1 protein-coding gene is annotated in these 621 nt (G+C 49.6%); it reads right to left on the bottom strand.

Features of this window, described 5'->3' with window-relative positions; all coding sequences use genetic code 11:
• Positions 1–621: AAA family ATPase (locus tag B3O33_RS03320; RefSeq protein ID WP_292362921.1), on the bottom strand; the 621-nt coding region annotated here is incomplete at both ends.

Here is a 621-nt window from a genome sequence, read left to right as displayed (position 1 = left end):
CAACTCAGCAGAAAAGCTCGGCTGATCGGCACATAAGTTAGCGAGCACTGCGCCGGATTCAACTGAGGCTAACTGATCGCTGTCCCCCAATAAAATCAATCGTGCATGTAACGGTAAGGCTTTCAAGGTAATCGCCATCAGATTGATATCAATCATCGACGCTTCATCAACAATCAATACATCCACCGGTAATGGCCTTTCTGCTGAATAACGTCCTTGGTCAAAACGGGCACTGATGCCCAGTAAACGATGCAGGGTTTTGGCGGCGTATTGTTCGCCAGTATGTTGACTGATGGCCTGCTGCAAACGTGCTGCGGCTTTACCGGTAGGCGCTGCCAACGCAATACGCGGTGTGGACTCCAGTAATTGCAGACACTGCAACACCTTTAACACCACGGTGGTTTTACCGGTGCCGGGACCACCGGAAATGACACACAACTGGCGTTGCAAAGCACTTAATACCGCCACTTTCTGCCAGTCAATATCAGGCAGATTATTCTGCCAATCTGCCATAAATACCTGCAGCTTTGCTGTTTCCGGAAGCACATCTGTTGTTGTCAGTCGTTGCTGTATTGCCTTGGCCACCTGCTGCTCAGACTGCCAGTAACGATATAAATACAG

Origin of the sequence: Methylophaga sp. UBA1464 (assembly GCF_002325665.1) — a bacterium.
GTDB lineage: Bacteria > Pseudomonadota > Gammaproteobacteria > Nitrosococcales > Methylophagaceae > Methylophaga.
Note: the sequence above shows the minus strand (reverse complement) of the source record. Positions and strands in the feature narration are given on the sequence as shown.